Raw genomic sequence first — 27,000 nt, 5'->3', positions numbered from 1 at the left:
TCAGCGATCCTCGCCACGGGATTGCGCCGCCGGATGTTCGCTGATCGGTCTGTCGCGCGTGGCATTTGGCCCGTCGGACACGGTTGGGGGCGGCGCACGCATCAAGTTGCGCAAGAACAGGGGGGCCAGGCCCGATAGCGGGTTCACCGAAACCGATGGATCGGTCAAAGGGCCTCTGAGCGTGTAATTGAATGCAAAGACACCTTCGCCTTTGCGGGTCAAAACACTGCCGACGGCATTTAAAAGATAGATCGGAGAGATCGCCCCCCGCAAATCAAGCATCCCGGCAACTGTGTCGATCGTTCCATCGAAGGACAGGCCCATGGACGGGCCCACGGCGCTGCCGCTGAGGACCTTGATCTGGGTCGGTGTCACGCGCATTTGGCTTTCGATTGACGCGAAATATATGCCCTGCCCGGCCATTTCATCCAGCAGGCCGACAAGGCTGATTGCATTCAGCAGGGCCGCCATCGCGGGCGCGTCCTTGATCCGCGTATCACGGATTCTGAGGCCCACGTCGTAATTTCCCTCTTCGGCAATCGGGTCCAGCTGCAATGCGAAGGAACCGCCCCGGGCCTGGGTGATAACCCCGGCAGACCGCAGAACGGACCCCGCGTCATCCGATGTCAGGTTGACCGCCGTGCGACCCCCGCTGGGCGAGACCTGACCACTGATTGCAGCGCCACCATTGACCAAGGCCGTAAACGCCCCGGACAATCCGCCTGTGGTTTGAAATGCACCTTTCAAACCTGTCAGAGCAACGGACTCGGTCACTTGAAGTCGGTCCAACGCCACATCAAGCCTAGGTCCTGCGCCCGACCCCGAACCGCTGCCTTTTCCAAAGGTCGACTTACCGAGATTCAATACACCGCCCAACACCCGAATGTCCGGCGGCGCTGCGCCGCGTCCAATCAACTCGGCTGGAACAGCCAACCAGTCGCCCAATTCGAAACTGCTGAACCGGACCCTGTCCAATTCGCCATCACGAAAAGAAATCGAACCCGCGCTGCGCAGTCCTGATGCGGCCAATTGCAGGGATTGAACGGCAGGCGCTGCACCCAGCGTCGCATCAATCGACAGCGTACCGGACGTTTGGGCCGGTTTGCGCCAGCCCAATTCGGGAATGGCCAGCCCGACACCCACCAGATCAGAGTCAGCGGTCAGCGCTGGCGGTTCACCCGCGCCAATGCCCAAAGTGAAGTCGGCGAGACCCTGACCGGTTACCATCCCCGGCGGCAGGCCCGCGCCGATTTGGTTCATCAATAGATCGGAAATCTCGATCCGCCCCAACAATTGACTGCGCTGGGGTTCACTGCCACCGATCGGCTGGGTCCACGCAGCGCTGACCGGAACCTCGCCAAAATAGCCGTCCCCGTCGATTTTGACCTGCGTCTGATCTCCGGTCAGGCTGAGGCCGGCAGCGCGAACATTGGTGTCGGGCACCAGCTTGTCGCTCTCAATATCAAGCAAGTCGGCCGTATAGTGGAACTCGGTATCTTCAAGCTTCAACCCCTTGACCAATGGCAGCGCCAAGGTGCCTTGCAACGCCACCTGCCCCTGCGACAGGTCGACCGGCAGGTTGGCCTTGGTCAGCACCAACAAAGGCGGCTGGTCCAGCAGTGACAAAGCCGCCGTTACGCTGCCGGACGCCTTGATGCGGGCAATCGCGGGGGCCCGTTGCCGAATGCCAATATCGGGAATGATGAAGGACGTTCCCGATGCATCGACGACGCCGCCCTGCGCTGCTGTCACTGTGCCCTCTTGTGCGGTCACCGTGAAACGGCCATTCAACAGGCTGACCTGCCCCTGAGCCCGTTCGACCGGCGGCAGGGTTTTGGCAAAGCGGACTTTCGCGTCATCGAATTCGAAACTTGCAAACACGTCAGGCTGTTCGTCCGGTCTGAGGCGCAGAGCAAATTCCAGATCAGACATTTGCCCGTCGAAAATATTCTCCTCCACCCATCGGCGCGGCTTGACGGCCAGACGCGGCGGCCAATATCCCAAAACCTGATCAACGCGCATCCGGTCGATCTGTCCATCTATGCTGGCCTTCCAACCGTCGGCCAGACCCGCCAAATCCCCGCTGAGTCGCAAACGGTGGTCACCATCCTCGACCCGCATCTGCCCCAGCTTGAGCCGAAAGGGAGCAAGCTTCATCTGGAAATCGATGTCGGCATGGGTCAGTGTCAGCGGTTCGATGAACAGATCGGCAGGGTTGACACGGATACCGCTGAGGCGGAACTGCGCATCCATGCTCTCCAATCGCCCGGCAGTGACGCCCTGTAAGAAAGCTTTTCCGTCCCCCTGCACGGTGCCCCAGGCCGAGTTGACCGAGACCTCATTAAAGTCCAGCTCCTGCCGCGTTGGGTCATAGGTGAAGTACGTTCGCGCGGCATCGAACTTGATCGGCACTGTCTCGGGCGTCGGCTGTACGGCCCCTGCCCCCAGGTTCAACGTCGCAAACACCGGTCCCAACGCGCCATCCGCATCGACACTGCCGCGCAACGCGCCTGAAATCGGGCTGGTCAGCACCTGCATCCAGGCCAACGCCGGAGAATGCCCGCCGATATCCTCCGCCGGCAAATCGGTGATCGAGACGCCGAACCGGGCCGCTGCGCTGTCCAGCGTGCTGGTATAGTTGGCCTCTATCTCGCTGACATAGTCGCGGCCCGCCAGAACCGAGAAGCTGGTCGCAAGGCGAACTTCCTGCGCGTCGCGGGTCATCTGAATGCGGCCACCGTCCAGAACCCAGGACCGCCCTTGTCGCAGGTCGCTGTAGTCCAACGTAATCGCATCCAGCTCGACCGAGGTGAGCGCTGAGAGGATTGGAGACAGAAACACATCGTCCGAGGTTTCTATCAACTGTGCAAAATTCGGGGCCTCGCCCATCGGCGCGCTGCCGGATCCGACAGTCATCGTCAGCGCTCCGTCGTGACCGCGGGTCAGCGCGATCTGGGCCCCGTTAAGGACGATGCGTTTGGGGCGCACATGGCCGCGCAGCAAAGGCCGCATGGCCAGGCTGGCGCGCATATCCGAAACTTCGGCGATCTGTTGCCCCGCGGCATCGCTTATTTGAACATCGGTCAAGCGCAGGCGGGGGCGCCACCCTTCGTGGATGATGAAACTGACATCGCCAAACCGGATCCGAACGCCACCCAGCGCCTGATCCAGACGCGCTTCAACCCGGTCGCGCAACCAGATCGGCGCGTGCATTCTTTGTCCGATCACCATGAAGGCGGCAACGACCGCAAGCAAAACCAGAGCAAAGACTCCGCGCATTGCCCACAGCCCGGCCGAACGACGGCGAGAGCGGCGGCGCTTTTTGCTGCCCGCCGCCGGGTCATCCTTCTGTTCTGGCTGCAACAATTTGCGTTCCACGTCTTTCAACCTGCCCAACGCGCCCTATGATATCGGACAACCATTTATTTCTTAGCCAGAGGTCACACATGCCCGACGTTTCAGACACTGCCCCTGATTTCACCCTGCCTCGTGACGGTGGAGGCCAAGTAAGCCTTTCGGATCAACGTGGCCAGCCCGTCGTTTTGTTTTTCTACCCCCGTGATGATACGCCGGGCTGCACCAAGGAATCCATTGGTTTCTCGGAACAACTGCCGGCCTTTGCGGATGCCGGGGCACAGGTTTTCGGCATCTCGCGCGACAGCATTGCCAAGCACGACAAATTTGTAGCCAAACATGGATTGACGACGCCACTGTTGTCTGACGAAGGCCAGACCGTTTGCGAGGACTATGGGGTTTGGGTGGAAAAGAACATGTACGGGCGCAAGTCCATGGGGATCGAACGTTCGACTTTTCTGATTGACGCCGACGGACGGATCGCTCGTGTGTGGCGCAAGGTCAAGGTTCCCGGACACGTCGAAGAGGTACTTGAGGCCGTTCAGGCGCTTTAATCGCGCCCTCGACCTTGGCCGCCATCCGGTTTAAGTGCCGCTGAAATCCCAGACAGGCGGATCAACCCGATGACCAAAACCCTGACCCAGATGGCGACCGAGGTTCTGACAACTGCAGACGGTCACGCAAAGACTGCGCTGTCGAAACGCCATGCTGAAGTATGGTTCGCATCGCGCAAGGGTGATGCACCTGAAATCGCCATTGGGACGGCATCGCCACCCCTGTCTCCGGCGCGCCCTGAAAGGCCGGAACTGCGTTCCCCGCGAGATGTGCCCAGACGGCGACCGGGAACCGAGGCCGGACGCATCGCCCTGCTGCACGCCGTCGCACATATCGAACTGAATGCGGTGGACCTGCATTGGGACATCATCGCCCGGTTCGGGCATGTGCCCATGCCGATCGGTTTCTACGACGATTGGGTCAAATGCGCCGAAGAGGAATCGCGCCATTTCGAAATGGTGTGCGACTGCCTCGAACAGATGGGCTCGTCATATGGTGCGCTGCCGGCCCATGCCGGAATGTGGCGGGCTGCCGAAGACACGACCGAGGACCTGATGGGCAGGTTGGCCGTTGTTCCGATGGTCCTTGAAGCGCGCGGATTGGATGTAACCCCCGGAATGATAGATATATTCCGAAAGGCCAGGGCAGATCAGGCCGTTGCGGCGTTAGAGGTCATCTACGCCGAAGAGGTCGGGCATGTGGCCTATGGCTCCAAGTGGTTTCATTTCTTGTGCGGCCGCGAAAACGCAGACCCGAAGGATGTATTTCATTCGTTGGTTCGGCGATACTTTCACGGCTCACTCAAGCCCCCCTTCAACGAGGAAAAGCGCGCCGAGGCCGGTCTGCCGCCTGACTTTTATTGGCCGTTGACCGAAGATTTGCCTGCGCCGGGACAAGGTCCGGATTGAAGATCAGCGCCCCTTTTCGGCAATTTCCCGCCGATAACTCGGCTGAAATGCCCGACGTTGCGCCACAAAACGTCAAGAATGTTGCCCAATGCGTCCTGCCCCTTTATGCAATCGCCCCAAGAGGCGGCTACTCACTCACAACCTGCCTCGCATATGGGGACAATTGAGGTACGACGCGTGCGAACACGTCTGGCAATCAAACTACACTCACTGCTCGAGCGGCACTTTCCTGAACGCCGGGTCTTTTTGAAATCCGACAACGATACGCGGTTTATCCGACTGAGCTCGGAAACGCAGGTTGCAGCCGTGGCTGGTGTCGCCGTCATGGTCGGTTGGACCGCCGTCGCCACGGCCATCCTGCTGATGGACAGCATCGGATCAGGTAATTTCCGTGAACAGGCCAAGCGGGATCAGGCGACCTATCAGGAACGCCTGAACATCCTGTCTGCGGAACGCGATGCCCGCGCTGCCGAAGCATTGGCCGCTCACGAGCGGTTCAGCGCCGCGCTGGAACAGGTTTCGGCGATGCAATCGGAATTGTTGAAATCAGAAAACCGCCGCCGCGAACTTGAAACCGGAATTGAGGTTATTCAAACCACGCTGCGGGCCACGATGAAACAGCGTGAAGCCGCCAAAACCGAACTGGCCGAATTGCAGAAAACATCGGAAGGCGACGCGCCTCACGTAGCGGCATCCGCAAACCCCGCGCAGATGGCGTTCATGACCGATGCTTTGGCCCGCACTGCGCAGGAACGCGACCAGATTGCGGCCGACGCCAAAGGCGCATTGGATCAGCGCGACGAGCTTGAGTTGGAAATCCGCCTTATGCAGGAGCGCAGCGACGAGATTTTCCGTCAGCTTGAAGAAGCCATGGTGATCTCGGTCGAGCCACTGGACAAGATGTTCCGCAAGGCTGGAATGCCCACGGACCGCATCATTGACGAAGTGCGGCGCGGATACAGCGGTATGGGCGGTCCGCTGACCCCTTTGTCCTTCAGCACGCGCGGTGAGGAACTGACCCCCGACCAGATCCGCGCGAACATCCTGCTGGAACAGATGGACCAGCTGAACATGTACCGCATCGCCGCGGAACAGGCGCCCTTTGCCAATCCAACGAAGTCGGCAGTGCGCATGACATCCGGTTTCGGCTTTCGACGCGACCCGTTCACCGGCGGTCGGCGCATGCACAGCGGCGTTGATTTTGCCGGGGCACGCGGAACCGATATCTATGCAACCGCAGATGGTGTCGTCACGTTCGAGGGGTGGAAGTCAGGCTACGGGCGCGTGGTGACAATTCAGCACGCGTTTGGCATCGAAACGGTCTACGCTCACAACACGAAGAACCGCGTGAAAAAGGGACAAAGAGTCTCGCGTGGGGATCATATTGCTGATATGGGTAGCACCGGACGGTCGACCGGCACGCATCTGCACTATGAGGTGCGCGTAAACGGTAAACCCGTGAACCCTATGACCTATATCAAGGCTGCGAGAAATGTTTTCTAAGAGCAAAATTAACGAGCCCGGATCCAAAGAGGCTGAGGCAACAAAACCGGCTGCACCGGCGACACCGGCATCCCCGTCGCCGACCGAAACAAAGGCAAGCACGGCCCCAAAACCCAAGCCGCCAGCCTCGGTCCTGTCGTCGGACCTGCACATCACAGGCAACCTCAAGACCTCTGGCGACATTCAGGTTGAGGGCACTGTCGAAGGCGACATCCGCGCGCATCTGCTGACCATCGGTGAAACCGCAACCATCAAGGGCGAGGTCACGGCTGATGACGTTGTCATCAACGGCCGAATCGTTGGCCGCGTTCGCGGTCTGAAAGTGCGCCTGACGTCGACAGCCCGTGTCGAAGGCGACATCATCCACAAGACCATCGCGATCGAAAGCGGCGCGCATTTTGAAGGCTCGGTTCAGCGTCAGGATGACCCTCTGAATCCCGGACGCAGCGCCAAGTCAGGTGCCAATCCGGCAGCAGAGGTCAAACAGTAAGTCGACCGCGCAAGCAAAGTGATGAAGCGCCGCGAGGTTTCTCGCGGCGTTTTCTATTTTGACTTTCCAAGCAGAAATGGTGCGATACAGTGATGTTTTAAGGCATTTCTGGATGATGAGGGCATCGATGGAATTTCATGAAATCGTCGACCTGAACGCGTATCCGATCACCGATCCGGATTTTCGCGATGCCTGCAGACAAAAGATTGATCGCGACGGGCTGCTTGAAATGCCAGGGTTCGTCTTGCCCCCCGCCATCGCCGCGATACAGGCAGAAGGCATGGCGAACGAAGACCGTGTTTACGCCAAAACAGAAAACCACACAGTTTACCTCAGCCCGCGGGACTCGCGACTGCCGCCGGATCACGCGCGCAATCGGCTCGTGCAGTCATCGAAAGGATGTTTGACAGACGATCAGGTGCCTCAAAACTCGGCCTTGCGCACGCTGTATAATTCAGCGGCGTTTCGCGAATTTCTGTGTGATGTCCTGGGTGAAAGTCGCCTGTATGAATACGCCGACCCGCTTTCGTCCATTAACCTGCACTTTGCCAAAACAGGACAAGAGCTTGGGTGGCATTTCGACAATTCATCCTTCGCGATCACGTTGATGGTACAGGCCCCCGAACGCGGCGGCGCGTTCGAGTACGTCAAAGATGTCAGAGATGCGGATGCAGGAGAGATGAATTACGCTGCGGTTGATGATATTCTGGACGGGAAAACCCAGGTCAGTACGCTGGACGCGCAGGCAGGTACCTTGGTGTTCTTTCGGGGACGAAATTCGATGCACCGGGTAACGCCAAATCAAGGCGACAGGACACGCATCCTTGCCGTTTTGGCCTACAACACCGAACCGGGCATCGCCTTGTCCGAGAGCGCCCGTATGACGTTTTACGGCCGGACAGGCTGACACACGCAAAGCTTGCGAAACCGGATCACTCGGTTAGCGTGGAAAAGGACCACTTTTCCACCGGAGACCTTTGCAATGATAAAAACGTTTTTCCTTGGCCTTGCCATGACCGTGACGCTTGCGATTGCCGCGCCCGCCGATGCGAACGAAGGCAGCGGGTTCCCCCAAATCGTCGGAACATGGACCGGGACCTATCTGGTTGGCTTTGCGAAATCGAACCCAAACCACGCAAAGGGCCTGCTGAAAACCGAAATGGAACTCGAGATCACCAAGCTTGACGGCAACCTGATCACTGCAACCAATCGCTGGCGGCGGATCGGCGACACCGACTGGGTGGTGGAAGAGGCCATGGGAACGTTCAGCCTGGATGAACCAACGCGATTTGTCCTGGCCGAGGCCGGGATTTCGGGTGACGACGTGTCTGCCGGTATCTTTCACGGCGTCTATCTGGATGATGTGATCATGGTGACATATGCGGGGCCGGGAACGGGTGTCGCCTTTGCGGCGCAACTGGTCAAAAAAGACGCCAAACAATAGCCGAACAAACGACCCACTTGCCCAGATCCAAGGTCGCTTTTACCCCGCGCCATGACTGCGGGATCTGCCGCTGTGCCCAACAGTTTCACAAAACGCTCTTTTTGAATTACAGTGAAAGGCATTGTTTTCTGGAGGACTTTTCATGTCATCAAAACTCATGGCTGAATTCTTTGGCACCTTCTGGTTGGTTCTGGGCGGCTGTGGCAGCGCGGTTCTGGCGGCGGGTGTTGCAGATGTGGGCATCGGCTGGTTGGGCGTTTCGTTCGCTTTCGGCCTGACCGTTCTGACCATGGCCTATACCGTCGGCCATATCTCGGGCGGCCATTTCAACCCGGCGGTGAGCCTGGGTTTGATGATCGGCGGGCGCTTTCCTGCCAAGGATCTGCTGCCCTATTGGATCGCGCAGGTGGTCGGTGCAATCGTCGCGGCGCTGGTTCTCTACATGATCGTCAGCGGCGCTCCCGGGTTTGAGGGTGTCGGCGGATTTGCATCGAATGGCTACGGTGACGCCTCGCCCGAGGGATATTCGCTGATGTCCGCCTTGATAATCGAGATCGTGCTGACGGCGTTCTTCATTCTGATCATTCTTGGGGTCACGTCCGACGGTGCCCCGGCAGGGTTTGCACCAATCGCCATTGGTTTGGCCCTGACGCTGATCCACCTGATCTCGATCCCGGTGACGAACACCTCGGTCAACCCCGCGCGTTCGACCGGTGTCGCGTTGTTCGCGGATGGCCCCGCGCTTGCCCAGTTGTGGCTGTTCTGGGTCGCGCCGCTGATTGGTGGCGCGCTTGGCGCGATCATCTGGAAGGTCATGTCACCAGACGATTAAGCGCAGTGTAAGCCCGGTGCCGAAACCGGCACCGGGTCGGAGTGCATTACTCGGTCACGGTGACCTTTTTCATCGAGTCCGGTTGGCCGATCACGGCACCGTTCGGCCCATCGCCGCGTTTGATGGCGTCAACGACGTCCATCCCGCCGGTGACCTGACCAACGACTGTATACTGGCCGTTCAGGAACGGCCCCGGCTCGAACATGATGAAGAATTGCGAATTGGCGCTGTTCGGGTCTTGCGCCCGTGCCATACCGACGACACCCCGATCAAAGTTGTAGTCCGAAAACTCGGCAGGCAGATCGGGACGGTCCGAACCGCCGGTTCCGGCCCGACGTAGATCCGCGCCCAGCCGGCCGTGCTCGACGTCTCCGGTCTGCGCCATAAAGCCGTCGATCACGCGGTGGAACACCACGCCATCATACTGACCTGCAGCCGCCAGCGCAGCTATCTGCTCTACATGCTTGGGAGCAAGGTCATCAAACAGATCGACTGTGACGGTCCCATTGGCACCCTCGCCTTCGATCTCGATCTCAAGCCCGGTGGCAAGCGCGGGGCTTGCCATCAGAGCGAATACAGCGGCCAGCTTATGCATCTGCTGCCACCCTGACGCTGATCATACGGTCCGGGCTCGCAGGCGGTTCACCACGAACGATTGCGTCCACATGCTCCATCCCGTCGATCACGCGGCCATACACCGTGTATTGGCCGTTCAGAAAATGGTTGTCCTTGAAGTTGATAAAGAACTGCGAATTGGCCGAGTCCGGGTTGGCAGAGCGCGCGGCACCCAGAGTCCCCCGGTCGTGGGGCAGTTTCGAGAATTCCGCAGGGACGTTCGGCAGCGACGAACCACCTGTACCCGCCATTCGCAGGTTGAACCCGTCTTCCATATCGCCGTGCTGTACGTCGCCGGTCTGCGCCATGAAACCGTCGATCACCCGGTGAAAGGCCACGTTGTCATATTCGCCACCGCGGGCCAGTTCTTTCATCCGGGCCGAATGCTGAGGGGCCACGTCCGGCAGAAGCTCGATGACGACATTACCGTCCTTCAGCTCGATGATGATGGTGTTTTCGGGGTCTTTGATCTCGGCCATGAGGCCCTCCTGTCGTTTATCTTGCGCAAATACCTATGATGCAGGCACGCGAAAGCCAAGTGACGCATTGACCTGAGGGCAAAATGCAGGAAAAGAACCGCCTAAACCGAATTCAATTTCTGGGGATTGCACGATGGGTTGGAAAACGCTGGACGACATGGACCTGAACGGCAAACGCGTTTTGGTGCGCGTTGATATCAATGTGCCGGTTGTTGATGGTGTCGTCACGGACGCCACCCGTATCGAACGCATCGTGCCCACTGTTCGCGACATTCTGAACGCGGGCGGCAAACCGATCCTTTTGGCGCATTTCGGACGCCCTGGTGGCGAACGTCGCGAAAATCTGTCGCTGAAGCAACTGATCCCAACGCTGGAAACGGCCTTTGAGGCAGACGTTCTGTTTGCAGCCGATTGCGTCGGCAGCGAAGCGGAACTTGCCGCGCAGGCGCTTCAATCCGGTCAGGTATTGCTGCTGGAAAACACCCGTTTCCATGCCGGTGAGACCAAAAACGACGCCGATCTCGCGGCGGGTATGGCACGTCTGGGTGATGTGTATTGCAACGATGCGTTTTCTGCCGCGCATCGGGCGCACAGCTCGACCGAGGCGATCGCACGGCTTCTTCCCGCTTTCGCCGGGCGCTTGATGCAGGCTGAGTTGGAAGCGTTGGAGGGCGCGTTAGGCGCACCGAAACGTCCGGTAACAGCGGTTGTCGGCGGCGCGAAGGTTTCGACCAAGCTGGATCTCTTGGGCAACCTGATCGAAAAGGTGGACTATCTTGTGATCGGTGGCGGAATGGCGAATACGTTTTTGGTGGCCAAGGGCATCGGCGTCGGCAAATCCCTGGCCGAGCGCGAGATGAAGGACACCGCATCCGAAATCATGAAAAAGGCTGACAGCACGGGGTGCAAGATCATATTGCCCACCGACATTGTTGTGGCAGAGAAATTCGAGGCGAATGCGCCCAGTCAGGTTTTGCCGGCGGACCAGTGCCCCGAAAACAGCATGATCCTTGACGCCGGACCAGACAGTGTCGCGGCAATTTCGGACATTTTTTCTCAAAGCAAGACGCTGATCTGGAACGGTCCACTGGGTGCGTTCGAGATGGAACCGTTCGACACGGCCACCAACGCCGCAGCCATGAAAGCTGCAGCGCTGACCCGGTCCGGGCAGTTGATCTCGGTCGCGGGCGGGGGCGACACGGTTGCGGCACTGAATGCCTCGGGTGCGGCACACGACTTTTCATACATCTCGACCGCGGGTGGCGCATTCCTTGAGTGGATGGAAGGTAAAACGCTGCCAGGCGTGGCCGCCCTCGAGCAATAGCAACGCCCCGGTTAAGCCGTTGTAATTTTTCAGACTCGCCAAAGATGTTTTTGCGAATCGGGGGATTCACATCCCGAATCGGCTGTGACATAGTGCCGGGAGACGTCCGAAAAGGGCGCGTTTTTGAGGCAAGTTTCATACGGCGGTAAACAGAGTGTCCCGTTCCCATCGGCCCGGTTTGGGCGCAGTCGTTTTCTTCACGGTGGCTTTCATGCTGGGTGTGTACTTCACCTTTGCTGCCGTTCAGGGCGACTATGGCCTTTTTCGCAGGGTCGAGATTGCAGCGGAACGGGATGCTCTGTCACGCGACCTGGCAGAATTGAATGCGGAAATTTCCAAAATGGAAAACCTGACCCGCCGCCTTTCTGACACATATCTGGACCTTGACCTTCTGGATCAGCAGGCGCGGTCCGTTTTGGGTATGATCCGAGCGGACGAAATCGTCATTCGCTAAGGCAGCCCTCCCCCGCCATCAATGCGCAAGGCGGACGCGCGTCGAAACAGTCTTCCATTGTCGTCCCCATATTCTGCGCGTGTTGCCCCCGCGTCACATTTGCTCTCGCCAGATCGCGCGAAATGCTTTATGAGATAGTTTAACGCTAAACTATCTTGCCGAAAGGGGGAGGTCGCCACAATGGCTGCGCGAAAAACCACAAAGAAACCAAATGTTTCTGCGGAAGAGCTTACCACCTATTACCGCGAGATGCTGCTGATCCGCCGATTCGAGGAAAAGGCGGGCCAGCTTTATGGGATGGGTCTGATCGGCGGTTTCTGCCACCTTTACATCGGTCAGGAAGCGGTTGTTGTCGGGCTTGAGGCTGCGGCCAAGGATGGTGACAAGCGCATCACCTCATACCGCGATCACGGTCATATGCTGGCCTGCGGGATGGAACCGGGTGGCGTTATGGCCGAACTGACCGGTCGCATCGGCGGCCTGTCCAAAGGCAAGGGCGGCTCGATGCACATGTTCTCGAAAGAGAAGCACTTCTACGGCGGCCACGGCATCGTCGGGGCGCAGGTGCCGCTGGGCGCGGGTCTGGCCTTCGCCGACAAGTACAAGGAAAACGGTGGCGTCACCTTCACCTATTTCGGCGATGGTGCGGCCAACCAGGGTCAGGTTTACGAGACCTTCAACATGGCCGCCCTCTGGGATCTGCCGGTTGTCTTTGTGATCGAAAACAACCAGTACGCCATGGGCACTTCGCAGGAACGCTCGACCTCGACCAAGGACATCTATCATCGTGGCGAGGCGTTTGGCATTCCCGGCGAAATCGTCGACGGTATGGACGTTCTGGCGGTCAAAGCCGCCGGAGAAAAGGCCGTTGCCCACTGCCGGTCTGGCAAAGGACCCTATATTCTTGAGGTGAAAACTTACCGCTATCGCGGCCACTCGATGTCCGATCCGGCCAAGTACCGCACCCGCGAAGAGGTTCAGAAGGTTCGCGAACAAAGCGATCCGATCGAACATGTGCGCGAGCTCTTGCTGACCGGCAAACACGCGACCGAGGATGACCTGAAGGCGATCGACAAGGAAATCAAAGAGATCGTCAATCAGGCCGCCGAATTCTCGAAAGAAAGCCCCGAGCCTTCCGAAGAAGAGCTCTGGACCGATATTTACGCCTGAGAGGACGATTAAGACATGGCAACCGAAATTCTCATGCCCGCCCTTTCGCCCACGATGGAAGAAGGCACGCTGGCCAAGTGGCTGGTCAAGGAAGGTGACACCGTTTCCTCGGGCGATATCATGGCCGAGATCGAAACCGACAAGGCGACGATGGAGTTTGAAGCCGTTGACGAAGGTATCGTCGGCAAGATCCTGATTGACGAGGGCACCGAAGGCGTCAAGGTCAATACGCCCATCGCAATTCTCGTTGAAGAAGGCGAGGACGCCTCTGCCCTGCCCACTGCTGCACCCGCAGCGGTGGTCGAGCCTGCCCCGACGGCGGCTGAGGCCCCCGCTCCTGTCGCCACCGCACCTGCTGCACCCGTGGTGGATCATTCCCCTGACTGGCCCGCAGATGCGGAAATGAAAACTGAAACTGTCCGCGAGGCATTGCGCGACGCAATGGCCGAAGAGATGCGCAACGATGGCGACGTTTTCCTGATGGGCGAAGAAGTCGCCGAATATCAGGGCGCCTACAAGATCTCTCAGGGTTTGCTGGATGAGTTTGGTCCCAAGCGTGTGATCGACACGCCGATCACCGAGCATGGCTTTACCGGCATCGCGGTCGGTTCGGCCTTTGGCGGATTGAAACCGATTGTCGAGTTCATGACCTTCAACTTCGCCATGCAAGCGATTGACCAGATCATCAACTCCGCCGCCAAGACACTCTATATGTCCGGCGGTCAGATGGGCTGCCCCATCGTGTTCCGTGGCCCTAATGGTGCCGCCGCCCGCGTTGCGGCCCAGCACAGCCAGGATTACGCCGCATGGTACATGCAGGTCCCCGGCCTGAAGGTCGTGATGCCCTATTCAGCAGCCGATGCCAAAGGACTGCTGAAATCAGCCATCCGCGACCCCAACCCGGTCGTTTTCCTTGAAAACGAGATCCTCTACGGTCGTTCCTTCGACGTGCCGCAAGTGGATAATCTGACCGTTCCGCTTGGCAAGGCACGCATTTGGCGCGAAGGCTCGGACGTGACCATCGTCAGCTTTGGCATCTCGATGCAATTCGCGCTCGAAGCGGCCGACAAACTGGCCGAGGAAGGCATCAACGCCGAGGTGATCGACCTGCGCACCATCCGCCCGATGGACACCGGCGCGATCATCAATTCGGTGATGAAAACCAATCGTCTGGTGACCGTCGAAGAAGGCTGGCCGCAGGGGTCTGTCGGCAGCTATATCTCATCCGTGGTCATGCAAGAGGCGTTCGACTATCTCGACGCCCCGGTGATCAACTGCACCGGCAAGGACGTTCCGATGCCTTACGCCGCCAACCTTGAAAAACTGGCGTTGATCACAACAGACGAGGTGATCGCGGCGGTCAAACAGGTGACGTACCGGTAAGACGATGGAGATCAGGGGCCGCGATCCAGCAACCGAGTGTTACCGTGTCGAGATTGATCTCGATGACCGGACCGTCCGGGCGCTTGTGCCCGAACGTCTGGCGGCGGACATGCGGTTGATCGGCGCGCGCCCTTCCCATCAGACCGCCTATGTCTGGATGGCTGAAAACAAAGAAAAAATCGAGGCTGCGATTGCGACACTCGCACGCGGCACCGGGCGTCCCAAGGCGCCTTTTGACCAAATTACTCTGATTGAGGAGCGCTGAGATGCCCACCGAAATCCTGATGCCCGCCCTGTCCCCAACGATGGAGGAAGGCACCCTTGCAAAATGGCTCGTCAAAGAGGGTGATACCGTCTCCTCCGGTGACCTGCTGGCAGAGATTGAAACCGACAAGGCCACGATGGAGTTCGAGGCCGTTGACGAAGGCACTGTCGGCAAGATCCTGATCCCCGAAGGCACCGAGGGGGTCAAGGTCAACACCGCCATCGCGGTTCTGCTGGAAGACGGGGAAAGCGCGGATGATATCGCGGCCACACCCGCCGCAGCTCCTGCGGCTGCCCCGGCAGCCGCCGCGGGCAACGAGGCTGCTGCGCCCGCGGCACCCGAGGCGGCCGCCCCTGCCCCCGCCCCGGCGGCTCCGGCCAAAGCTGATGGAGGCCGCATTTTCGCCTCGCCACTGGCCCGCCGCATCGCCGCGCAGAAAGGTCTGGATCTGACACAGATCAGCGGGTCCGGCCCGCATGGCCGTATCATCAAGGTTGACGTCGAAGGGGCCACGGCAAAAGCCCCCGCAGCGGCATCCGCACCGGCGGCGACCGCCGCGGCACCGGCTGCAGCCCCGGCAGGCCCATCGGCCGATGCTGTTGCGAAAATGTACGAAGGCCGCGAATACGAGGAAATCAAGCTCGACGGTATGCGCAAAACCATTGCCGCGCGTCTGTCCGAGGCCAAGCAGACCATCCCGCATTTCTACCTGCGCCGTGACATCAAGCTCGATGCGTTGCTCAAGTTCCGCAGCCAGTTGAACAAGCAGTTGGAAAGCCGGGGCGTGAAGCTCAGCGTCAATGACTTCATCATCAAGGCCGTCGCCAATGCGTTGCAACAGGTTCCCGAATGCAATGCCGTCTGGGCGGGCGACCGGGTCCTGCAACTGAAACCCTCGGACGTGGCCGTCGCGGTGGCCATCGAGGGCGGCTTGTTCACACCGGTCCTGCAGGACGCCGACACCAAATCGCTCTCGGCACTCTCGACCGAGATGAAAGACCTCGCCGGTCGCGCGCGCGAACGCAAGCTGGCCCCGCATGAATATCAGGGCGGCACCTTCGCGGTCTCGAACCTTGGCATGTTCGGCATCGACAATTTCGACGCCATCGTGAACCCGCCCCATGCTGGCATCCTTGCCGTTGGAACGGGCCTGAAAAAGCCAGTTGTTGGCGACGATGGCGAGTTGACGGTTGCAACGGTCATGTCAGTCACCATGTCCGTTGATCACCGGGTCATCGACGGCGCGTTAGGCGCACAGTTGATGCAAGCCATCGTGGACAATCTCGAAAACCCAATGGTTATGCTCGCCTGATCAGCCGACCATAAACCAAAAACAAGGCCGCCCAAATTCAGGCGGCCTTTTTCTTAATCTATCGCGGAATCTACTGGTCTTTCCCCAGCATGTGATCCATCGAGATTGAAGGCTGGTCGCAGCCGGCCTCGCCCACGATCTTGGCCGGAATCCCGGCCACGGTCTTGCAGGCCGGAACCTCTTGCAGAACAACCGAACCTGCCGCAATGCGGCTGCAATGACCCACTTCGATGTTGCCCAGCACCTTGGCCCCGGCTCCGATCAGAACGCCATCCCCAATCGTCGGGTGGCGCTGTTCCTCTTCCTTGCCGGTTCCGCCCAGCGTCACCGAATGCAGCATCGATACGTTGTCGCCGACCACGGCGGTTTCGCCGATCACGATGGAATGGGCGTGGTCGATCATGATCCCTTTGCCGATCTTGGCCGCAGGGTGAATGTCGATCCCGAAAATCTCGGATGAGCGCATCTGAACAAAATACGCCAGATCGTGCCGCCCTTTGCGCCACAGCCAATGTCCGACGCGATAGGCTTGCATGGCCTGATAGCCCTTGAAATACAGCACCGGCTGCAACAGACGGTGGCAGGCCGGGTCACGTTCATACACCGCCATAAGATCGGCGCGTGCCGCTTCGATCAGGCTGCGGTCCTCTGCATAAGCCTCGTCCACGATCTCTCGCAATACCATCATGGACATTTCGTTTGAGCATAGCTTGGCTGCGATGCGGTACGACAGCGCCCGCTCCAGGCTACGATGATGCAGGATACAAGCATGTACAAGACCACCCATAAGGGGCTCTTTTTCAACCGCAGCATGGGCTTCGGCGGTGATCCGATCCCAAACCGGGTCGACGTTGGTCACGTGGCTGCGCGTTTCAAACATGGCTTTTCATCCTCCGCTACGCCTAAGATAGCCACTTAGGACCAAAAAGGCCAAACGCAAACCCTTGATGAGAATTGCAACAAAAAATGAACGCTGAAGAACTGCAGTATTTCGAACGCCTGATCCGGACCCGTTTGATCGCGCTAAAGGATGCATCCGAAGCCGGGCATGAAGCGCAGTCGGTTGTCGAACTGGACCAGCAAGCCGTCGGTCGCCTGAGCCGGATGGACGCGTTGCAAAATCAGGCGATGGCCAAAGCACAGCAAGCGCGGCGCGACTTGGAGGCGCGCCGCCTGCAGGCTGCACTCGCCCGCATGCGCGAGGGCGAGTATGGGTATTGCGAGGATTGCGGCGAACCGATTGCGCACGGTCGACTGGAGTTGGATTTGGCTGCCAGTAAATGCGTCAGTTGCGCCTCTGGCTGATCTGAAATCGGATCAATTGCTGAATAACCACCTCAAAACAATTACAATATTCCAAATCGTCAAAGCTCGGCTCATCCATCAGGGGGCGGTTACGAGCGACGGTCATAAGCGACCCATTTCCATGCACAGGGTGCAATCGACCCGTTTTCGTCACATGCCGATGCGCAATTTCCGCTTCGGCCAACATCCTTGCGCAAAGCGCGGCGCGGGCATTCCGCGGCGCGGACATCAATGCCCTAGCCGCGGAGCTCACATCTCCGTGCAAAACCGGCCGCATTGGCGGTCAGCCTACCGTCACGGAGGCGTAAGACCCGGGGCCGAAAACGGCGGAAACCTGTGCGACTTCGAGCGTATAAGGCCCATCGATGCCATCCGTCGCTTTCATCGTGGCCGTGTACGTCCAATCCGAAGCTGACATGGTGGTTTCACGCTGAATGGACCCGTCAACACGGATTCGCACAAGATAGGACTCGCTTTCTTCTCCTAACGGAACATCCAATCCACTCCAGTCGTCGCCGTCGATGCGCGTGCGTCGCACCCAACTGAACACGTCAGCGCCGTTTTCGGAGGTCACTCGCAAGTGCACCGGTGCATAAGGCCGAAGGCCATTGCCTTCAAACGCATGAATCTGATGATCATAGGATTGATCATCGTAATCACGCGCCGCCGGACCTATGCGGTAGTGTTTGGATACGCGCCTTTCGCTGCGCAGCAGGTTGACCTGCGACACTCGATCATCCAACAGAACAAAGACCGAGCCTTCGGGCCAGACCTCCGGCATCAGCGTATCGGTCCCCAATTGCCCGCGCAGACGACCTGACAGAGTATAGACGCCGGATGCGGTTAATTCCGCGTTTGCGAACTGAAAGACCTCCCAGTTTCCGGGCGTTCCGTCGCCGATCGCAGCCAGATTGGCACCGTTGAGCAAGGCAGCCCTCGGTCTCGATTCCAGCATCCCCTGAATCAAATTGACCCGCAGCGTTTGGCCCTCATCCCAGATCCCCGGGCTCGCGCGCCACATCGGTGTTTCGGTAAACCCGACCACCGCCGCATCCAAGACCAGCTGACGAAGGGCATAATCCTCATCTTGCGCGGCTGAATAGACACTCACGCTGCCCGGCCAAGGATCGGCAGTCACTGCTAGGTACGGCGCATGTGCTGTTTCCGTGCCGGTTATGAGTGGCAGATCCATGAAAACGGGCAGTACTGGCGCTGGTGCGATAAAGGGTTTCGTTGTTGTCGCATCATCGTCAATCTCGGCTGGCGCATATACACCGGGTTCGATCCGGATCGCGTCCACAATCTGCAGATCAGCCTGTTCCATCCGATCAATCCGAAACTGCGCACCGGGGAATTGGTCTTTTCCTGCAAGACGGACAACATCCCCTGCGCCAAGGTGCAGCATTGAAGGTGGCAGCCCAAAGCGTGCGCTTTCGCGCGACACGCGTGACTCGCTGAGCCAGCGTTCGACGGTTTGGCGACCCTCGGCGCGAGTCATGGACAATGGCATTTCACTGACCGATACCGCGTGGGTGCGGTCGTCGGGCAGCACGGCCTCCTCCGCGATAATGTCATGGTCGGCGTCTGACTGCACAAAGCGCAGCCGCACCCGGCCTGTCATTTCCGCCTCGGCCTCGCGTCGGTACTCCACTGCGCCATCTACGTCCGAGGTGATTGCAATCCGCTCCGGATCGACGTCGATTGGTTTCCGACCATCGCGAGAGCGGAAAACAAGCTTGCCATCCCTTTCGATTGCATCAAACCCATAGCGCAGCATCAACGGCTGCAACGCCTGACGTGCATCCATGACGTCTTCGATCGCATAACCACGGACGACACCATAAAGTGCGGTGACGTCAATATCCGTAACGCCGGCGCGCAGGCAGATTTCCGTCACAACCGAAGCCAGCGTGCGGGAACCCGACCGCCCGTTCAACCAGTGACCCCGCGAATAATTTGCACCATCTGTCCACTGAGACCGCAGGTTTGGAAATGTCGGATATGGCCTTGCATCCCAGGCCCAGACATAGGCGTTGGCCATATCGATCATGGGACCGCCGTAAATCTCTGATACCGGATTGTTGCCCGGCTCCTCCCAGTAACCCAACATCGCTTTCAGGTATTGAACCTGAATGAAATCGTCCCGCTGTCCGTTGGAATATTTGGGCAATTTCGATTCCGACGATTTCGGGTCCAGAAATTTGTTCGGCTGATTTGTACCCTTTTCGATGGCTGCGCAGCCCAGTTCATCCACCCAGGCCGCGTCAAACTGCGGCCCGCGCAACCCCTCGGAGTCATGGGCCGAAAACGCCTGCGCCTCGGCACCGTTGGGCCAAACCAGCTTGCGTTCCGACGCCTTCCAAACTGGCCGACGATCCGGCGGCGAACACTGCAATATCCCGCTGTCGCCAAAGATCATCACATCGCGTACCTGATCAAAGGTCTCCCCGACCAACGCCACGCGGCTCGCCTCGCCCTTGTCCAGCGGCTTCGACCCCTCGACCACCTGTCGCACCCACTCGGCCCCGGCCCGCGTCTTGCCCGCGCCGCGTCCGCCCATGATCACCCACGACCGCCAGTCGCCCTCGGGCGGTAACTGATGCGGCAACGCCCAGAACTCAAACAGGAAAGGGAGGGCACACAGCCCCCCCTCCCCGATCTCACTCAGAAATCTGTCTTGCACCGCAGCAGGCGCGGAGGCGAGCCAACCTGCACCCGATCTCAGATCGTGCCCGATCAAGGTCGAGCGCATAGCCCCCTTGGGCGATACCGGCTTGTCTGTGATGTTGTTCGACAAAGCTTGTCTCCACTTTCTGACAACTTCGGATCAGCCCCTCTAGCTGACCCAGTTGCTTGCCCGTTCCGGCAAGATCTGCATCCTCCCCGGCTCCGATCTGCTGGCGCAGTTCTTCTGCTGCTTGGCGCAGATCGCGAATGGACCTTTCAAGGGACTGCAACAAGTCAGCCGTCTGAGAAATCCGCTCTTCCGGGGTAATCAAAGTCATGTTTGCTTTTTGACCTCATGCGTGAGTTTTCTCCGCACGAGAGAAACGAAAAACGGCCACCGGGTCGCCCCGGGGCCGTTGCCCACTTCTTCTAGCATGCCACAACCTATACGGAAAATCGCACGCCAAGTCAACGTTTCACGCAACACTCCGCAACGGGCAACGTGCTGTAATCGTAATATTTTCTTAAGATCACATGATCGGCAACGGGCCGCGTGTTTTGTTCTGTCGAAGCACAAAATTGCTGCGGGTATCGCGCACCAGACCCGATTTCAAAAGCCGCTGCATTATGAAGTTTTCAAGATCTTCCGGCGTCTTTGCGTAAACCTTGAGAATGAAGTCATGGTCACCAGTGATCGAGGCACACTCGACAATCTGTGGTTCCGTTTCGACCAAGCGCAGGAAGGACGTGATGCTCTCCTCCTGATGATCGCGTAGCGCGACGTGAACATAGGCAATGGCATTCAAACCCACGGCTTTGGCGGCGACCTGAGCGCGATACCCAGACACTACGCCCGCAGCCTCCAGATCGCGGACCCGCCGCCAGCATTGCGACGCTGACAGGCCTGTCCGCTCGCCCAGTTCCTGCATCGAAAGCCGCCCGCTGATCTGAAGCTCTCGCAGGATTGCAATATCAGGAGGTTGAAGGTTTTCTTTCATATTTCATCATTTCCGAAACATATTTTTCAATTTTCCAGCAAAATCAGCGAAATTCAAACGAAAACTGCATAAGAAAGCGAATAACATGGTCGCAGAAGGAGATCAGTAATGCCCAAGTCGACCAAATACACCGCGAAAAAGGCCGATGCCCGAGGCCACATAGATTACTCAGCTGAAGAAGATGCAGTTTGGGCAGATCTCTACGCGGCGCAAGAGCAGAACATTCACAATTACATGGCCGACGAATATCTGGACGGGCTGGCCCGTTTGGACCTGCCGAAGCATCAAGTTCCGTCCTGCGCGGACATCTCTGAACGCCTGTTGGACATGACAGGTTGGCGTGTACAACCTGTGCCCGCCTTGATCGGCTTCAAACAATTCTTCGGCATGCTGGCAGATCGGATTTTTCCTGCAGCCTCTTTCATCCGGTCCCGGGAAGACTTTGACTACATAGAAGAACCTGACATCTTTCACGAGATTTTCGGGCATACTCCGTTGCTCAGCGATCCCCGCTTCGCGGCATTCAGCCATGCGATCGGCAAGGCCGGCGCCCGCGCTGAGGCATCAGACTACGCGTGGCTGATCCGGCTTTATTGGTTCTCGATAGAATTTGGATTGCGCCGACAGGACGGACAGATCAAGGCGCTCGGGTCCGGTCTTGCATCATCTCCGACAGAGCTTGTCTATTCAGTGACCAGTAATGTTCCCGGTCGGGATCCATTCGACATTCTGACCATCCTGCGCACGCCGTATAGGATCGACATGCACCAGATGGGGTATTTTGTCTTGGATGATACGGAAGAACTGTTTGCCGCGGCAGAACGTGATCTCTTGTCCGACATAAGGCAAGCGCGCGCGTTGGGTCTTTTACCAAACAAGTTCCCACCAAAGATGACCGCCGCCGAATAACCTGAGGGCCCAACGGTGTTTTCACGCTAATCAGCGGTATTTCCATCCTTTATGTGAACCGCCGCTTGACAAACTGCCCGCGAAGGCGCATCAGCCCCGAAAACCACGGCGCTGATGCGTGACTTTTTCGGGCTGGTCCCGATCCCAAAGCGCCAAACTCTCTCCAGTTCCCCTTCACGCAGGGTTCTTGATGCGACGGCCAGACGTAGCGGAATCGCCGATACGTCCCGAGGCTTCGCAGAACCCACCCAAGGTGCGCCACAAGCGTGCCCTCTCGTTTTCCGTGGCGAATGCGCGTCCCGGACCCAAAAGGATTGATAAGTGTTCGATTTCGACATGCTCGGCCTTGCGCCGGCTTTGAACGATGCGCTCAAACGCGCCAACTTCACGCAACCCACGCCGATTCAAAACCAGGCGATTCCGCTGGCTCTGAACGGCCACGATGTTCTGGGTTTGGCGCAAACCGGCACCGGCAAAACGCTAGCATTTGGTTTGCCTCTGATTGATCATCTGCTTGCGCAACCGGGCAAACCGGCCCCCAAAACGGTCAAGGCGTTGATCCTTGCCCCGACCCGAGAACTCGTCAACCAGATTGCGGACAATCTTCGCAATCTGACGACAAAGACAAAACTGCGGGTTGCGACAGTGGTTGGCGGACAATCGATCAACAAGCAGATCATGTTCCTGTCGCGTGGCACCGACATCCTTGTCGCCACCCCCGGTCGCCTGATCGACCTGATGGAGCGGAAGGCCGTCGACCTCAGCTCGGTTCGTCATCTGGTATTGGATGAAGCCGACCAAATGCTGGACCTCGGCTTCATCCACGCGCTGCGCAAAATCGCACCCGCGCTTGGGACACCCCGCCAGACGATGCTGTTCTCTGCGACCATGCCAAAGCAAATGGAAGAGCTCAGCCAAGCCTATCTGAACAACCCGCAACGCGTCCAAGTCGCGCCTCCCGGCAAAGCCGCGGACAAGATTACCCAGTCGGTTCACTTCCTCAGCCGCCCTGAAAAACCGGGTAAATTGCGCGAACTTCTGTCGGCGGATCCGGAAGCACTGACCCTGGTTTTCTCGCGAACCAAACACGGCGCGGAAAAGTTGATGAAAGGTCTAGTCGCGGACGGCTTCAACGCAGCTTCGATCCATGGCAACAAAAGCCAGGGTCAGCGTGATCGCGCCATCAAGGCCTTTCGCGCCGGAGAGGTCAACGTGCTGGTGGCAACTGACGTTGCGGCGCGCGGGATCGACATCCCCGGCGTGGCTTACGTCGTCAATTACGACCTGCCCGAAGTACCAGACAACTATGTCCATCGCATTGGCAGAACCGCCCGAGCGGGTCGCGAGGGTGAGGCGATCGCCTTCTGCGCCCCAGACGAGGTCGATCAGCTGCGTCAAATCCAGAAACTGATGAAGATCGAGATTCCCGTCGCCAGCGGTGAAATGCCGGAATTTGCAGAGCCCAAGAAGCCGGCCCGCCGCTCGAACCAACGACGTCGTGGACCAAAACCACACCACAACGCCAACAGCGCCAAACCGCAAGGGCACAGGCGTCGGCGTCCCCGTCGGCGACCCGCAGCTTGAACTAAAAAGAAACGGCGGGCCTCAAGCCCGCCGTTTCCTTTCGACCCGCGATACTCAGTTGCCCGAGTTTCGCTCAGCCTCGATCTCGCGCCACTTCGCAACGTTGCGATTATGCTCCTGCAGCGTCTCTGCGAAAGCATGGCCTCCGGTCCCGTCTGCTACAAAGAACACAAAATCAGTGTTGTCCGGTGCGACAGCAGCCTCAAGGCTGGCAAGGCCCGGATTTGCAATCGGAGTCGGCGGCAATCCATCGATCTGGTATGTATTCCATGGCGTTGGCCGGTTTAGCTCACTGCGACGCAACCCACGACCCAGCGCACCGCGCCCCTTGGTGACACCATAGATCACAGTCGGGTCCGTTTGCAGTTTCATACCCTGATTCAGGCGGTTTACAAAGACACTGGCCACCTGCCCGCGTTCTTCCGGAACACCGGTTTCCTTTTCGATGATCGAGGCGAGGATCAGCATCTCTTCCGGGTTCTCCAAGGGCAACCCGTCCTGCCGCGCTTCCCAAACCGCGTTGATACGCAGCTGCTGTTTCTCCTGCATGTCGTTCAAAACCGCGTTTCGGTCATCGCCGGAAGAAACCTCGTAACTGTCGGGGGCCAACATACCTTCGGCAGGTATCTCTGCGACTTCACCGCCCAGGAAATCCGCGGATTTCAATGCCTCAACGACCTGCCAACTTGTGACACCTTCGGCCAGCGAGATGCGATACCGGGTGTCAGCTTCATTTCGCTTTTGTCCATAGACGTCCGGGGTGTCATCGGTGCCCACTTCGAACTCGGCAATGTCGACAAAGTCCAACGTCGCCGGATCCAGCTCTCGCACCCGCGCCTGCGTGCGGGTCACACCGATGCGGTACTCAATCTCGGTCCCGCAGGTGCTTGCGCCGCTTTTGGTGATGTCGTCGATGATCTGCTCCATCGACGCGCCTTCGCGCACCAGAAAGCTGCCCGCCTTCAACTGCTGAGACTTGTCGGTATAGTCCGCGGCCATCCGGAACAGCGTCGCGCTGCTGACCGCGCCTTGGTCCTCAAGCTCGCGACTGACGCGGGTCATGTTTGACCCGCTTTCCACACGCAGACAAATGGCGGTTTCAAGCGGGCCGTCCGACTTGTACTGGGATTGCCCCCAAAGGATCAGACCGCCCATCAGAAACAGGCCGACCACCAGAATGGTCAGCATGTTCGAAGCCAGTGCGCGCCACATTTAACTGGCCTTTCCGAAGATCACGCTTGCATTGGTGCCACCAAATCCGAACGAATTTGACAGTGCCACGTTGATTTCACGCTCACGTTTCTCGTTCGGAGCCAGGTCGATCGGCGTTTCAACAGCCGGATTGTCCAGATTGATGGTCGGTGGAGCCACCTGATCACGAATGGCAAGGATCGAAAAGATCGCCTCGATCGCACCGGCGGCTCCCAAAAGGTGACCGGTCGCGGACTTGGTCGACGTCATCGTCGCGTTTCCAGCATGTTCACCAAGCAAACGCTCCACGGCGCCCAACTCGATGGTATCGGCCATGGTCGACGTGCCGTGCGCGTTGATGTAATCCAGATCCTTTGGTTCCAATCCCGCGCTGCGCAATGCGGCCTTCATCGAGCGTTCCGCGCCATCGCCATCCTCGGAAGGCGCTGTGATGTGGTAGGCGTCGCCGGACATGCCATAGCCCAGAACCTCGGCGTAAATCTTCGCCCCACGCGCCTTGGCGTGTTCGTAGTCCTCCAGTACGACAATGCCTGCGCCCTCGCCCATGACAAAGCCATCGCGATCAACGTCATAGGGGCGGCTGGCTGCCTTTGGATTGTCAGCGTATTTGGTCGACAACGCTTTGCAGGCGTTGAACCCGGCAATCCCGATTTCGCAGATGCACCCTTCGCCACCGCCAGCGATCATCACATCCGCATCACCCGCGCGGATGATACGGCTGGCATCGCCAATCGCATGCGCACCGGTCGAACAGGCCGTCACAACCGAATGGTTTGGGCCCTTGAACCCAAACCGGATAGATACTTGACCCGACGCCAGATTGATCAGCGCACCGGGGATAAAGAACGGCGAAACACGACGCGGGCCTTTGTCGCGGATCAAATTGGCCGTATCCGCAATCGAACCCAGTCCACCAATACCGGATCCGATCAAAACACCGGTCCGCTCACGTTCATCTTCACCCTCGGGCAGCCAGTTCGCATCCTTACAGGCCATCTCGGCTGCGGCGATGGAATAAAGGATGAAATCCTCGATTTTTCGCTGCTCTTTCGGGGCCATCCAATCATCCGGATTGAATGTCCCATTGCTGCCATCACCGCGTGGAACCTCACATGCATAGGTCGTAGTGACCCCGCTTGCTTCGGCATCAAACAGCGTGATCGGGCCCGCGCCGGATTCTCCGTCCAACAGCCGCGACCAGGTTTCTTCTACTCCGCTGGCCAACGGAGTGACCAATCCCAGACCGGTTACAACGACTCTGCGCATGAAGTGCCTCTTGCCTGCTTCCTGTTATGAGAACCGTGCATACCCCGCCCCGGGGGCCGGGGGCAAGAGCAACGGCATGTTCCGCGTCGGCATCCCGCCGCCAATTTTTGTGCAAACTTGAAAAATCGATGTTGGAAATCAATGAACCGCCCCGTTGCGTTCGGCGTCGGGGCGGTTTTGCCGAGCATTAGACCGAATTACTGGAACTGCGCCACAGGCTCATGCGCGGCCTGCGCCATATCCAGCGCCTCTTTCAGATCCACCGTTTTACGGAACAACGCACGCCCGACCAGCGCCCCAGCGATGTTGGGGATGTAGGCAAGGCGTGAAACATCATCCGCTTTACGCACAACCCCGCTTGCAACAATCGGTGTCCGGGAATGCTGTGCCAACCCCGAGATCAGACCAAGCTGCGCCTCGACGTCTTCCATGTCACTGTCGATGTCAGTGATCAGGATCGCAGCGAATGGAATGCCCGCAAAAGCGTCAATGAAAGCTTCCGGAGTAAAGGCGCTTTGGGTGCGCCAGCCTTCCGTCATGACCAGACCTTGCCAGACATCCACAGCCAAAACGATCTGATCGGGGTAGAGCTTTGCCAATTCCTTGACCAGATTCGGGTCCCATGCGGCCAAAGTACCGATGACAATGCGCCCGGCGCCTTTGTCAATCCAATGCGTGACCTGTTCGCGGGTCCGCATGCCGCCTGCCAGTTGCACGGGAATCTCTGCGCTGCGAATGATTTCTTCGACCAGCGCGGCATTGGTGTCGCGTCCCTCGATTGCGTCAAAGTCGGTCAGGTGCATCCACTCGGCACCGGCAGCGGCCCAGCTGCGCGCCGTTTCGACAGGATCCACATGCCAAATCATCGCATCGTTTAAACGGCCTTTGTCCAATGTGACACAACGACCGTTCTGCAATTCCATCGTGGGGTAAATCCTCATGAGCTTGCTCCTCCGCTCAATCGCTCTGGA

General features: G+C 58.7%; 26 protein-coding genes and 1 pseudogene. 16 read left to right on the top strand and 11 right to left on the bottom strand.

Going from position 1 to position 27,000, the window contains the following annotated elements:
- Nucleotides 1-3,378, bottom strand: a complete 3,378-nt coding sequence (locus tag RA28_RS13905) for a YhdP family protein (RefSeq protein ID WP_241481145.1) — start codon at nt 3,376-3,378, stop codon at nt 1-3.
- 68 nt (nt 3,379-3,446) lie between these two features.
- Here RA28_RS13905 and RA28_RS13900 point away from each other — a divergent pair, with 68 nt between their 5' ends.
- From RA28_RS13900 to aqpZ, 7 genes are all read left to right on the top strand, one after another.
- On the top strand, nt 3,447-3,908 hold the full coding sequence (locus tag RA28_RS13900) for a peroxiredoxin (protein WP_039529976.1): 462 nt from the start codon (nt 3,447-3,449) through the stop codon (nt 3,906-3,908).
- Between the two features lie 69 nt (nt 3,909-3,977).
- Nucleotides 3,978-4,817, top strand: a complete 840-nt coding sequence (locus tag RA28_RS13895) for a ferritin-like domain-containing protein (RefSeq protein WP_039529974.1) — start codon at nt 3,978-3,980, stop codon at nt 4,815-4,817.
- 177 nt (nt 4,818-4,994) lie between these two features.
- Nucleotides 4,995-6,320: a M23 family metallopeptidase gene (locus tag RA28_RS13890; RefSeq protein WP_039529973.1), complete on the top strand. Its 1,326-nt coding sequence runs from the start codon at nt 4,995-4,997 to the stop codon at nt 6,318-6,320.
- Nucleotides 6,310-6,810 (top strand): bactofilin family protein, encoded by a 501-nt coding sequence (locus tag RA28_RS13885; protein WP_039529970.1) that lies wholly within the window; start codon nt 6,310-6,312, stop codon nt 6,808-6,810. The genes RA28_RS13890 and RA28_RS13885 overlap by 11 nt, the downstream gene beginning before the upstream one ends.
- 127 nt (nt 6,811-6,937) lie before the next feature.
- Nucleotides 6,938-7,717, top strand: a complete 780-nt coding sequence (locus RA28_RS13880) for a HalD/BesD family halogenase (protein WP_039529969.1) — start codon at nt 6,938-6,940, stop codon at nt 7,715-7,717.
- Between the two features lie 105 nt (nt 7,718-7,822).
- Complete coding sequence (locus tag RA28_RS13875) at nt 7,823-8,254, top strand: hypothetical protein (protein ID WP_193747409.1); 432 nt, start codon at nt 7,823-7,825, stop codon at nt 8,252-8,254.
- Between the two features lie 142 nt (nt 8,255-8,396).
- On the top strand, nt 8,397-9,086 hold the full coding sequence (gene aqpZ, locus RA28_RS13870) for an aquaporin Z (RefSeq protein ID WP_039529963.1): 690 nt from the start codon (nt 8,397-8,399) through the stop codon (nt 9,084-9,086).
- A gap of 46 nt (nt 9,087-9,132) precedes the next feature.
- Here the strand turns inward: aqpZ and RA28_RS13865 are convergent, their stop codons facing one another.
- Nucleotides 9,133-9,681 (bottom strand): peptidylprolyl isomerase, encoded by a 549-nt coding sequence (locus RA28_RS13865; RefSeq protein WP_039529960.1) that lies wholly within the window; start codon nt 9,679-9,681, stop codon nt 9,133-9,135.
- Nucleotides 9,674-10,180 (bottom strand): peptidylprolyl isomerase, encoded by a 507-nt coding sequence (locus tag RA28_RS13860; protein WP_039529957.1) that lies wholly within the window; start codon nt 10,178-10,180, stop codon nt 9,674-9,676. Before RA28_RS13860 ends, RA28_RS13865 begins: the two co-directional genes overlap by 8 nt.
- Before the next feature lie 133 nt (nt 10,181-10,313).
- Between RA28_RS13860 and RA28_RS13855 the strand changes: the two genes are divergently transcribed.
- The 6 genes from RA28_RS13855 (at nt 10,314) to RA28_RS13830 (ending at nt 16,088) form a co-directional block, all read left to right on the top strand.
- A complete protein-coding gene (locus tag RA28_RS13855) occupies nt 10,314-11,504 on the top strand; it encodes a phosphoglycerate kinase (RefSeq protein ID WP_039529954.1) in 1,191 nt (396 codons plus the stop codon).
- A 154-nt stretch (nt 11,505-11,658) separates the two neighbouring features.
- Entirely contained in the window at nt 11,659-11,958 is a 300-nt protein-coding gene (locus RA28_RS13850; RefSeq protein ID WP_039529951.1) for an FtsB family cell division protein, read from the top strand.
- A gap of 180 nt (nt 11,959-12,138) precedes the next feature.
- Complete coding sequence (gene pdhA / locus RA28_RS13845) at nt 12,139-13,128, top strand: pyruvate dehydrogenase (acetyl-transferring) E1 component subunit alpha (protein WP_039529948.1); 990 nt, start codon at nt 12,139-12,141, stop codon at nt 13,126-13,128.
- A gap of 15 nt (nt 13,129-13,143) precedes the next feature.
- A complete protein-coding gene (locus RA28_RS13840) occupies nt 13,144-14,511 on the top strand; it encodes a pyruvate dehydrogenase complex E1 component subunit beta (RefSeq protein ID WP_039529945.1) in 1,368 nt (455 codons plus the stop codon).
- Nucleotides 14,512-14,515: 4 nt separating this feature from the next.
- Complete coding sequence (locus RA28_RS13835; protein ID WP_039529942.1) at nt 14,516-14,776, top strand: hypothetical protein; 261 nt, start codon at nt 14,516-14,518, stop codon at nt 14,774-14,776.
- 1 nt (nt 14,777) lies between these two features.
- Entirely contained in the window at nt 14,778-16,088 is a 1,311-nt protein-coding gene (locus RA28_RS13830) for a pyruvate dehydrogenase complex dihydrolipoamide acetyltransferase (RefSeq protein WP_039529939.1), read from the top strand.
- Between the two features lie 70 nt (nt 16,089-16,158).
- On the opposite strand, the gene cysE is transcribed toward RA28_RS13830, so the two are convergent.
- Nucleotides 16,159-16,968 carry a serine O-acetyltransferase gene (cysE, locus tag RA28_RS13825; RefSeq protein WP_039529936.1) on the bottom strand — a complete coding sequence of 270 codons (810 nt, stop codon included), beginning with the start codon at nt 16,966-16,968 and terminating at the stop codon, nt 16,159-16,161.
- 86 nt (nt 16,969-17,054) lie between these two features.
- On the opposite strand from cysE, the gene RA28_RS13820 reads away from it, so the two are divergent.
- Nucleotides 17,055-17,393, top strand: a complete 339-nt coding sequence (locus tag RA28_RS13820; protein ID WP_039529934.1) for a TraR/DksA family transcriptional regulator — start codon at nt 17,055-17,057, stop codon at nt 17,391-17,393.
- Here the strand turns inward: RA28_RS13820 and RA28_RS13815 are convergent.
- The 4 genes from RA28_RS13815 to RA28_RS13800 all read right to left on the bottom strand — a co-directional run bounded on the left by RA28_RS13815 (nt 17,374) and on the right by RA28_RS13800 (nt 21,058).
- Complete coding sequence (locus RA28_RS13815) at nt 17,374-17,670, bottom strand: DUF7742 family protein (protein WP_039529931.1); 297 nt, start codon at nt 17,668-17,670, stop codon at nt 17,374-17,376. The genes RA28_RS13820 and RA28_RS13815 overlap by 20 nt on opposite strands.
- Before the next feature lie 6 nt (nt 17,671-17,676).
- Complete coding sequence (locus tag RA28_RS13810; RefSeq protein ID WP_241481143.1) at nt 17,677-20,076, bottom strand: baseplate megatron protein TIM-barrel domain-containing protein; 2,400 nt, start codon at nt 20,074-20,076, stop codon at nt 17,677-17,679.
- Nucleotides 20,054-20,398, bottom strand: a complete 345-nt coding sequence (locus tag RA28_RS13805) for a hypothetical protein (protein WP_039529929.1) — start codon at nt 20,396-20,398, stop codon at nt 20,054-20,056. The genes RA28_RS13810 and RA28_RS13805 overlap by 23 nt, the downstream gene beginning before the upstream one ends.
- A 192-nt stretch (nt 20,399-20,590) precedes the next feature.
- The gene (locus RA28_RS13800; RefSeq protein ID WP_039529925.1) at nt 20,591-21,058 is read right to left on the bottom strand and encodes an Lrp/AsnC family transcriptional regulator; all 468 of its coding nucleotides are present in this window, start codon (nt 21,056-21,058) and stop codon (nt 20,591-20,593) included.
- Between the two features lie 105 nt (nt 21,059-21,163).
- Between RA28_RS13800 and phhA the strand changes: the two are divergent.
- Nucleotides 21,164-21,967: pseudogene (gene phhA, locus RA28_RS13795) on the top strand (phenylalanine 4-monooxygenase); the annotation flags it as partial.
- Between the two features lie 321 nt (nt 21,968-22,288).
- Nucleotides 22,289-23,551: a DEAD/DEAH box helicase gene (locus tag RA28_RS13790; RefSeq protein ID WP_039529917.1), complete on the top strand. Its 1,263-nt coding sequence runs from the start codon at nt 22,289-22,291 to the stop codon at nt 23,549-23,551.
- A 54-nt stretch (nt 23,552-23,605) separates the two neighbouring features.
- Here the strand turns inward: RA28_RS13790 and mltG are convergent, their stop codons facing one another.
- From mltG to RA28_RS13775, 3 genes are all read right to left on the bottom strand, one after another.
- Nucleotides 23,606-24,763: an endolytic transglycosylase MltG gene (mltG, locus tag RA28_RS13785; RefSeq protein WP_039529913.1), complete on the bottom strand. Its 1,158-nt coding sequence runs from the start codon at nt 24,761-24,763 to the stop codon at nt 23,606-23,608.
- Nucleotides 24,764-26,029, bottom strand: a complete 1,266-nt coding sequence (gene fabF / locus RA28_RS13780; protein WP_039529908.1) for a beta-ketoacyl-ACP synthase II — start codon at nt 26,027-26,029, stop codon at nt 24,764-24,766.
- 197 nt (nt 26,030-26,226) lie between these two features.
- Nucleotides 26,227-26,970, bottom strand: coding sequence for a 1-(5-phosphoribosyl)-5-[(5-phosphoribosylamino)methylideneamino]imidazole-4-carboxamide isomerase (locus RA28_RS13775; RefSeq protein ID WP_039529905.1), 744 nt, complete (start codon nt 26,968-26,970; stop codon nt 26,227-26,229).
- Nucleotides 26,971-27,000: the final 30 nt, after the last annotated feature.

This window comes from Ruegeria sp. ANG-S4, assembly GCF_000814005.1.
Lineage (GTDB): Bacteria > Pseudomonadota > Alphaproteobacteria > Rhodobacterales > Rhodobacteraceae > Ruegeria.
This window is presented reverse-complemented; position numbering and strand designations above follow the sequence as displayed.

Excerpts from the sequence above, each read along its gene's own strand:
- RA28_RS13885 (WP_039529970.1), top strand. The coding sequence starts at position 6,310 with ATGTTTTCTAAGAGCAAAATTAACGAGCCCGGATCCAAAGAGGCTGAG.
- pdhA (WP_039529948.1), top strand. The coding sequence starts at position 12,139 with ATGGCTGCGCGAAAAACCACAAAGAAACCAAATGTTTCTGCGGAAGAG.
- RA28_RS13865 (WP_039529960.1), bottom strand. The coding sequence starts at position 9,681 with ATGCATAAGCTGGCCGCTGTATTCGCTCTGATGGCAAGCCCCGCGCTT.
- RA28_RS13820 (WP_039529934.1), top strand. The coding sequence starts at position 17,055 with ATGAACGCTGAAGAACTGCAGTATTTCGAACGCCTGATCCGGACCCGT.
- RA28_RS13895 (WP_039529974.1), top strand. The coding sequence starts at position 3,978 with ATGACCAAAACCCTGACCCAGATGGCGACCGAGGTTCTGACAACTGCA.
- RA28_RS13775 (WP_039529905.1), bottom strand. The coding sequence starts at position 26,970 with ATGAGGATTTACCCCACGATGGAATTGCAGAACGGTCGTTGTGTCACA.
- RA28_RS13835 (WP_039529942.1), top strand. The coding sequence starts at position 14,516 with ATGGAGATCAGGGGCCGCGATCCAGCAACCGAGTGTTACCGTGTCGAG.
- RA28_RS13840 (WP_039529945.1), top strand. The coding sequence starts at position 13,144 with ATGGCAACCGAAATTCTCATGCCCGCCCTTTCGCCCACGATGGAAGAA.
- RA28_RS13830 (WP_039529939.1), top strand. The coding sequence starts at position 14,778 with ATGCCCACCGAAATCCTGATGCCCGCCCTGTCCCCAACGATGGAGGAA.
- RA28_RS13900 (WP_039529976.1), top strand. The coding sequence starts at position 3,447 with ATGCCCGACGTTTCAGACACTGCCCCTGATTTCACCCTGCCTCGTGAC.
- RA28_RS13800 (WP_039529925.1), bottom strand. The coding sequence starts at position 21,058 with ATGAAAGAAAACCTTCAACCTCCTGATATTGCAATCCTGCGAGAGCTT.
- fabF (WP_039529908.1), bottom strand. The coding sequence starts at position 26,029 with ATGCGCAGAGTCGTTGTAACCGGTCTGGGATTGGTCACTCCGTTGGCC.
- RA28_RS13880 (WP_039529969.1), top strand. The coding sequence starts at position 6,938 with ATGGAATTTCATGAAATCGTCGACCTGAACGCGTATCCGATCACCGAT.
- RA28_RS13855 (WP_039529954.1), top strand. The coding sequence starts at position 10,314 with ATGGGTTGGAAAACGCTGGACGACATGGACCTGAACGGCAAACGCGTT.
- RA28_RS13875 (WP_193747409.1), top strand. The coding sequence starts at position 7,823 with ATGACCGTGACGCTTGCGATTGCCGCGCCCGCCGATGCGAACGAAGGC.
- aqpZ (WP_039529963.1), top strand. The coding sequence starts at position 8,397 with ATGTCATCAAAACTCATGGCTGAATTCTTTGGCACCTTCTGGTTGGTT.
- mltG (WP_039529913.1), bottom strand. The coding sequence starts at position 24,763 with ATGTGGCGCGCACTGGCTTCGAACATGCTGACCATTCTGGTGGTCGGC.
- RA28_RS13860 (WP_039529957.1), bottom strand. The coding sequence starts at position 10,180 with ATGGCCGAGATCAAAGACCCCGAAAACACCATCATCATCGAGCTGAAG.
- RA28_RS13815 (WP_039529931.1), bottom strand. The coding sequence starts at position 17,670 with ATGCGGCCGGTTTTGCACGGAGATGTGAGCTCCGCGGCTAGGGCATTG.
- RA28_RS13805 (WP_039529929.1), bottom strand. The coding sequence starts at position 20,398 with ATGACTTTGATTACCCCGGAAGAGCGGATTTCTCAGACGGCTGACTTG.
- cysE (WP_039529936.1), bottom strand. The coding sequence starts at position 16,968 with ATGTTTGAAACGCGCAGCCACGTGACCAACGTCGACCCGGTTTGGGAT.